The organism is Lactiplantibacillus sp. ME-2 (assembly GCF_022549155.1).
In the GTDB taxonomy this organism is placed as follows: Bacteria; Bacillota; Bacilli; order Lactobacillales; family Lactobacillaceae; genus Lactiplantibacillus; species Lactiplantibacillus plantarum.
The window spans coordinates 1-5,810 of record NZ_JAKZEQ010000071.1 but is presented as its reverse complement, the minus strand read 5'-3'; the positions used below and the strand labels follow the sequence as shown (position 1 = coordinate 5,810).

The window sequence follows — 5,810 nt, the reverse complement described above, 5'->3', positions numbered from 1 at the left end:
ACAATGCTCAGTAGCCAAATTATTCTTAGCTGGAAGTGGGTTGCTTCCGGCTTAGGACGCGCACCGGCTGACGAACAACAATCTAAACTTGGCACGTTTTAATCACAGTTGATGCTAAATACTAGCACAACGCGTAAAGAAAAGTGGGTGAAATGATGCATTATGGGGTTTTAGCGTTAACGTTTTTGAGTGTCAATTTGGATTTTTTCTTGATGTTAGTTTTTTTATTGAAGAAGTATCGGTTGTGGCAGGTCTTGTTGGGCTATTTGTTGGGCAATCTTATTCTACTAACGGCAAGCTTCTTTGTGGGTAAAGCACTGACCTTATTTTTGCCAGAATGGTTATTAGGATTCTTGGGTGTGCTGCCGATTTGGCTTGCGTTTCACGACGATGATGATGATACCGCCGATCGGGCTGGTGGGTCGCCGGTGATTAACGTACTAGTTACTTATTTGGCCGTATGTGCTGGTTGTAATTTATCGATCTTTTTACCTGTGCTCGTTGGGGAAAGCATGGTACACTTTGTGATGACTTTAGGATTTATTGGTATATTGACGATGCTTGTCGTGCTTATCATTAACCAGGTGGCGGAAATCAAGGCTGTTCAAAAGCAAATAGCGGCTCATGGTGAACGGTTGATGAAAATTTGTTACGTGGTGATTGGCTTATATGTTTTCTGGGATAGTGGGCTAATTAGCCATTTAATCGCATTCCTATGATTGGTGAGAACGGAGGAATTGGCATGGAGGTCAGCGGGCCACTATTAACTGAGGCGGCTAAAATATACAAAGTATTGAGTAATGTTAATCGGATTAAAATCCTAATTTTTTTAGAACACCATGAAGCGGACGTCACGCAAATCGTTGAACATGTTCATTTGGCGCAGCCATTAGTCTCGCATCAGTTAGCAATTTTGTTTCAGTATCAGTTGGTATCTAAAACGAAGCGGGGGAAGCATGTCTACTATTGTCTAGACGATCCCCATATTTTGGAAATGGTTGATGCCATGATTGGACATGTGGCTCATGAAATTAAACATGAACCGCATCATGATTAATGACGGGAGGAAGTTGTGAAGGTTAAGATAACGAAACGACAGCTTATCAGTGGGGCAGTACTGCTAGCATTACTATTAATTGGACTGTTGATCTATCGCTATCATGGTACTTGGGAGATCATTCAGCATCGGGTATTTGATCAATCAGCACTGGTGGCCCAAGTTCGACGGCACCGCGCGATTGATATTTTATTAGTAGTTCCCTTATTGATTTGCTTTTCAATTATTCCAGGTGCCCCCGTGGCGACGATCAGTGTCGTTGCTGGCATCTGTTTCGGCAAAGGGCTTGGGGCAGTGTTAAATATTATTGGCATTACGCTGGGCAACTTGATTGCACAACGCTTTTTCGGACGGGTAACGGCTCGACGTGATCAACAGCCGTCAAAACTCGTGACGGCCATTGGTAAGATGCGGCACCCCTTATTAGGAATCGTGATTGGGTATACGATACCGTTTATTCCAACGTCATTAGTTAGTTTAGCGGCCATTGAAACGGCGGTGACACCCCGGCAGCTAGCCGCAGCAACGCTACTGGGCAGCATGCCCACGGCGATTATCTATGCTTGGGGTGGCGATGAACTGATTAAAGCGCACTTCAAGAATGCGTTGATGTTGGTTGGACTCTTGGTGCTCTTATTGGGATTGTTGTGGTTGATCCACCATGATCGTCAACGAGCAGTTGATTTGGATCATTAATAATTGAAATTATAAGCGGCGGGCCCGCCTTCTTAATCATTGACTAAGAGGGTGTTCCCGCCGCTTTGCCCGTAGCCGTTATGATGCAACTGGCTGGGTATGCTTGAATTGATTGATTTGAGTTGTGGTCAGTGTAACTGTCTTATATGGTAAGAAATGTTCAGACAGTTCTGAGCCTGGATCGGCCTGAAAGATCTCGACCGTGTCGTCAGCTAAGTCTAGCTGATAGACACGCCGCGCATGCGGGCTGTCAACATAAATAGCGGTAGCGGTGAAGGGCCGCCAGGTAAAATTAGTCGCCGGTAATAAGTGCCATTGTTCTAATGCGTCGTAGGTTTCGTTTGGTGTCATAATTGAATCCCCCTTCAGTGACTATTATAGTATGTTTAGGTTAATAGTCAAATAATGTTTTGTTAACCTAAAACCCCCGTTTTCACATTGAAAACGGGGGTTTTGAGGTTATTTTAATTGATTTAACGAATAACTAAAACTGAAATCGGTGCGTATTTTGCCATATAAGCAGCTTGGCTACCAAAGTGTTTGGCAATCCCCTTTTTGGCTAGGGAGCCAATAATGAGTAAGTCCGGTTGAACGTGGGGGATGACTTCCTTAACGATGGTCTCACCAGGTTCACCTTCCGCAATCATTGCGTGGACTTTGGTGACGCCAGCAGCTTGGGCTTGCTTTTGATATTTCAATATATGCTGTTCAAGTTCTTGGCGTTCCCCATGAATGTAGTCTTTACTGAGCGCTTGATAGACGTTCATTTCATCATTTTCAAGAATCGAGATAATGACCAGTTCGGCACCATCTTGCTTCGCTTGATGGATTGCATAGTCAAAAGCAAGTAAAGCATCGGCAGAATCATCAACACCAACGAGAATCCGGTTAAATTTAGTCGCCATTATTTGTTGGCCTCCTTTGCTGCTGCAGCAAGTTGCTGTTCAACGTAACGTTTGTTACCGCGTTGTAGGTCGAAGACGGTCCAGACAAGTAGGGCTAAGATAGCGGCAATCAAAAGGTAGGCTAGAATTTTAGAAAAAGTCTGTTCGCCAGCTGAAGGATTATCGCCAAAGAAGCCTAAGATTGAATCTGGTAGACCGAGTAAGTTTAAGAAAGTCAAACCGATGACGGATAACCAACCTAAACCTTTGATCCAAAGTGAGTTTTTGAATCGTTTGCCCATTTCTGCCGCGCTGTCAGTCATCATTAATAGTGGCAACATGGAGAATGGAAGGGCGAAAGCCAGAAAGACTTGTGAGTTATTCATCAGATTATTCAATGCAGTATGCTCGTCGATTGCACTCTTACCACTAGTTAATAGCACGCAAATGAGGACGGGAATAACGGAGATCAACCGGGTCACTAACCGCCGTAACCAGAGTGGCATCCGCATGTGGACGAACCCTTCCATGATGACTTGCCCAGTTAACGTACCGGTAATTGTGGAGTTTTGCCCAGAAGCCAGTAACGCGATGGCGAAGAGGGCTGAGAGCGCCCCAGATTTAGCAACACTGATTAAAATACCATTGCTTAACATTGATGTATTGGATAATGCTTCATAAAGACCGAAGAATGAAGGATCTTTAACAGCGCCACTCTTAAAGACGGCAACGCCCATAATCAATAATAGTGAATTAACCACGAAAGCGAATGAAAGTTGGATATTGGAATCCCAAGCAGCGAATTTAACGGTCCGCGCGACATCTTCCTCATCGTTGTGGTCAATCTTCCGCGTTTGTGAGATGGCTGAATGTAAGTACAAATTGTGTGGCATGACGGTGGCACCGATAATCCCTAAAGCACCAGAAAGTGGCGTCATACCGTTTACTGAACGACTTGTCGAGAAAGTGTCAGCGGTTGGGACTAGGCCCTTGATCACACCGCCCCAATCAGGGTTGGACAGTGCGACTTGATAAACGAATACGAATAAGATAACTAAAATCAAACAAACCACGATGGCTTCGATTTTCCGAAAACCGATTTTGGTCAATAATAGCAAAACTAAAACGTCAAGCACGGTAATAAACACCGCAATGACTAACGGAATGTTGAACAATAAATAGAGGGCAATCGCAGCACCGATAACTTCGGCAATGTCGGTCGCCATGATGGCTAATTCGGTTAAAATCCACAAGACGATTCCGAGTGATTTACTCGTCCGCGCCCGAATCGCTTGGGCCAGATCCATCTGACTCACGATACCAAGTTTAGCCGCCATGTATTGTAGTAGCATCGCAATCAAACTTGATATCAAGATGACAGACATTAGCATGTATTGGTAGTTTTGACCACCGGTGATGGAAGTTGACCAGTTACCGGGATCCATGTAACCTACCGCAACTAAGGCACCAGGACCTGAATACGCAAAGAGGGTTTTCCAGAAGTTCAGATTCTTGGGAACCTCGATGGTACCGTTAATTTCCTCTAGTGAGGGGCCGTTAGCATATTCAATCAATTTATGCTTCCGGTTTGGGGTGTTCGTCTTTTCGCTCAATTAAAAGACCACCTTTCTATATCTCTAAATCTTTGAGCCGTTGTCATTGTACAATAAATAAAAGTAAATGGAAATACTTTTTTAGGTATGCCTACAAAATAATTAAAACAGTTTGATATAAAACATTCTAATTGATAATAATATTTTTAACTTACTAAGCAGTCAACCAAGCAGACTAAAACGCTATGACGGAAATCATTGTCGTAGCGTTTTGGTTCGCGATTCTCAAAAAATACAACACGCGCAAATCGCCGGCTTCATCGACTTGCTTAGAAACTTATCTTGCCGAACAATCACCCGTCGCGTACGATGTGCTTGGAGGTGTGAAAATGAATTTTTCAGATAATTTAAAAATTATTCGGCAACAAAAGAAGATGACTCAAACTGACATCGCGACGCAATTGCACGTTTCACGACAGACGATTTCAAGCTGGGAGAATGGTCGAAGCTATCCAGATATTGGCATGTTGGTGCAAATTAGTACGGCGTATGATTTTTCAGTCGAGCAACTATTGAAGGGAGATTTAGGGATGTTAAAACACTACGAGGCTCAGTCGGCAAATAATCGGCGGCAGCAGCGCTTGGTGGCAATCAGTTATGACTTAGTCGTTGGCCTACTATTTTTAAGCTATTTGCACTATTTTTTGCATTGGAACGACGGCATCGTGACGATGGTCATTAATGGTGGATTGATTGTGATGACCACGACGTTGATTATGAATTATAATTATTTTGATGATTGGGCAACCACTAAACGCCAGGCGTGGCAATTAGTGGGGGTTATTACGATGTTGGCGGTTTTAAATATCGCGTTGGTGTGGCCACAACTAGCTAGTCAGATCCCATCAACCCAGTTCTTAAATCAACATGCTGGTGCATATTTAGCGGGGAATGTGAGCGGAAAATTAGTTGGTGACTTCTTGCATCTCTTTATTTGGACAGCGGCGGCCGTGATGGCGATTGAAATTCCGCTCAATCGGGCGAGAAAGACTTCAGATTAGGTGTTCAGGTTGTGGATGGTGTTATTAAGTGCTGCGACCACTATTTAGTAGCGATCGAGTCACGCTCAACGGTCATTTTGGCACCTATGATAATGATGAGTTATCGGCTACGGCAAGCCGTTTTTAATTCATGATTGTCGCAGATTTTGGTTATTCGTTGATGTGCAACGGCCCCATGATGATGCCAACTAGCTGCAGAATTAGCTGATGCGGACAGTTAAAGCTGGTTGGCGTTTTGTGTATGTGAATTATTGGGGTAAAACTGAATAGTTGCCATCGCCAATAGTTAACTGCTGTGCTAAGATTAAGTTGTGTTATTTTTACTCATAAAAATGAAGATACAACTTAAACAGAATTCTTTCACAATAATCATGTTTAAGTGAAGAAAGTCAGGTGTAGTAACCATGAGTAAGCCAGATTCGATTAAAGTTGATCAAAATGAGGAAACGGTTACTGAAATTTTAGAGCCAGCAGCAGAATTAGATAAAAAAATTATTTCACCCGGGCAAATTCTATAATTAATCCGAACAGAAATTAAAAAGCCCAAAGCAATCACTTA

Annotated in this window: 7 protein-coding genes; 4 read left to right on the top strand and 3 right to left on the bottom strand. The window is 43.2% G+C overall.

Annotated features, from left to right (window positions below; translation table 11 throughout):
* Positions 1 to 152: 152 nt before the first annotated feature.
* From MMY95_RS14890 to MMY95_RS14880, 3 genes are read left to right on the top strand one after another with little or no spacing between them, the layout of a single operon-like run.
* Positions 153 to 719: a cadmium resistance transporter gene (locus MMY95_RS14890; protein ID WP_003643355.1), complete on the top strand. Its 567-nt coding sequence runs from the start codon at positions 153 to 155 to the stop codon at positions 717 to 719.
* A 23-nt stretch (positions 720 to 742) separates the two neighbouring features.
* Positions 743 to 1,057: a metalloregulator ArsR/SmtB family transcription factor gene (locus tag MMY95_RS14885; protein ID WP_003643354.1), complete on the top strand. Its 315-nt coding sequence runs from the start codon at positions 743 to 745 to the stop codon at positions 1,055 to 1,057.
* 15 nt (positions 1,058 to 1,072) lie between these two features.
* A complete protein-coding gene (locus MMY95_RS14880) occupies positions 1,073 to 1,753 on the top strand; it encodes a VTT domain-containing protein (RefSeq protein WP_003642256.1) in 681 nt (226 codons plus the stop codon).
* 78 nt (positions 1,754 to 1,831) lie between these two features.
* On the opposite strand, the gene MMY95_RS14875 is transcribed toward MMY95_RS14880, so the two are convergent.
* From MMY95_RS14875 to MMY95_RS14865, 3 genes are all read right to left on the bottom strand, one after another.
* Positions 1,832 to 2,104, bottom strand: a complete 273-nt coding sequence (locus tag MMY95_RS14875; protein ID WP_003642255.1) for a hypothetical protein — start codon at positions 2,102 to 2,104, stop codon at positions 1,832 to 1,834.
* Positions 2,105 to 2,226: 122 nt separating this feature from the next.
* Complete coding sequence (locus MMY95_RS14870; protein WP_003642254.1) at positions 2,227 to 2,658, bottom strand: universal stress protein; 432 nt, start codon at positions 2,656 to 2,658, stop codon at positions 2,227 to 2,229.
* Entirely contained in the window at positions 2,658 to 4,250 is a 1,593-nt protein-coding gene (locus MMY95_RS14865) for an Nramp family divalent metal transporter (RefSeq protein ID WP_003642253.1), read from the bottom strand. Before MMY95_RS14865 ends, MMY95_RS14870 begins: the two co-directional genes overlap by 1 nt.
* Positions 4,251 to 4,579: 329 nt before the next feature.
* Between MMY95_RS14865 and MMY95_RS14860 the strand changes: the two genes are divergently transcribed.
* Complete coding sequence (locus MMY95_RS14860) at positions 4,580 to 5,251, top strand: helix-turn-helix transcriptional regulator (protein ID WP_202861378.1); 672 nt, start codon at positions 4,580 to 4,582, stop codon at positions 5,249 to 5,251.
* Positions 5,252 to 5,810 lie beyond the last annotated feature (559 nt).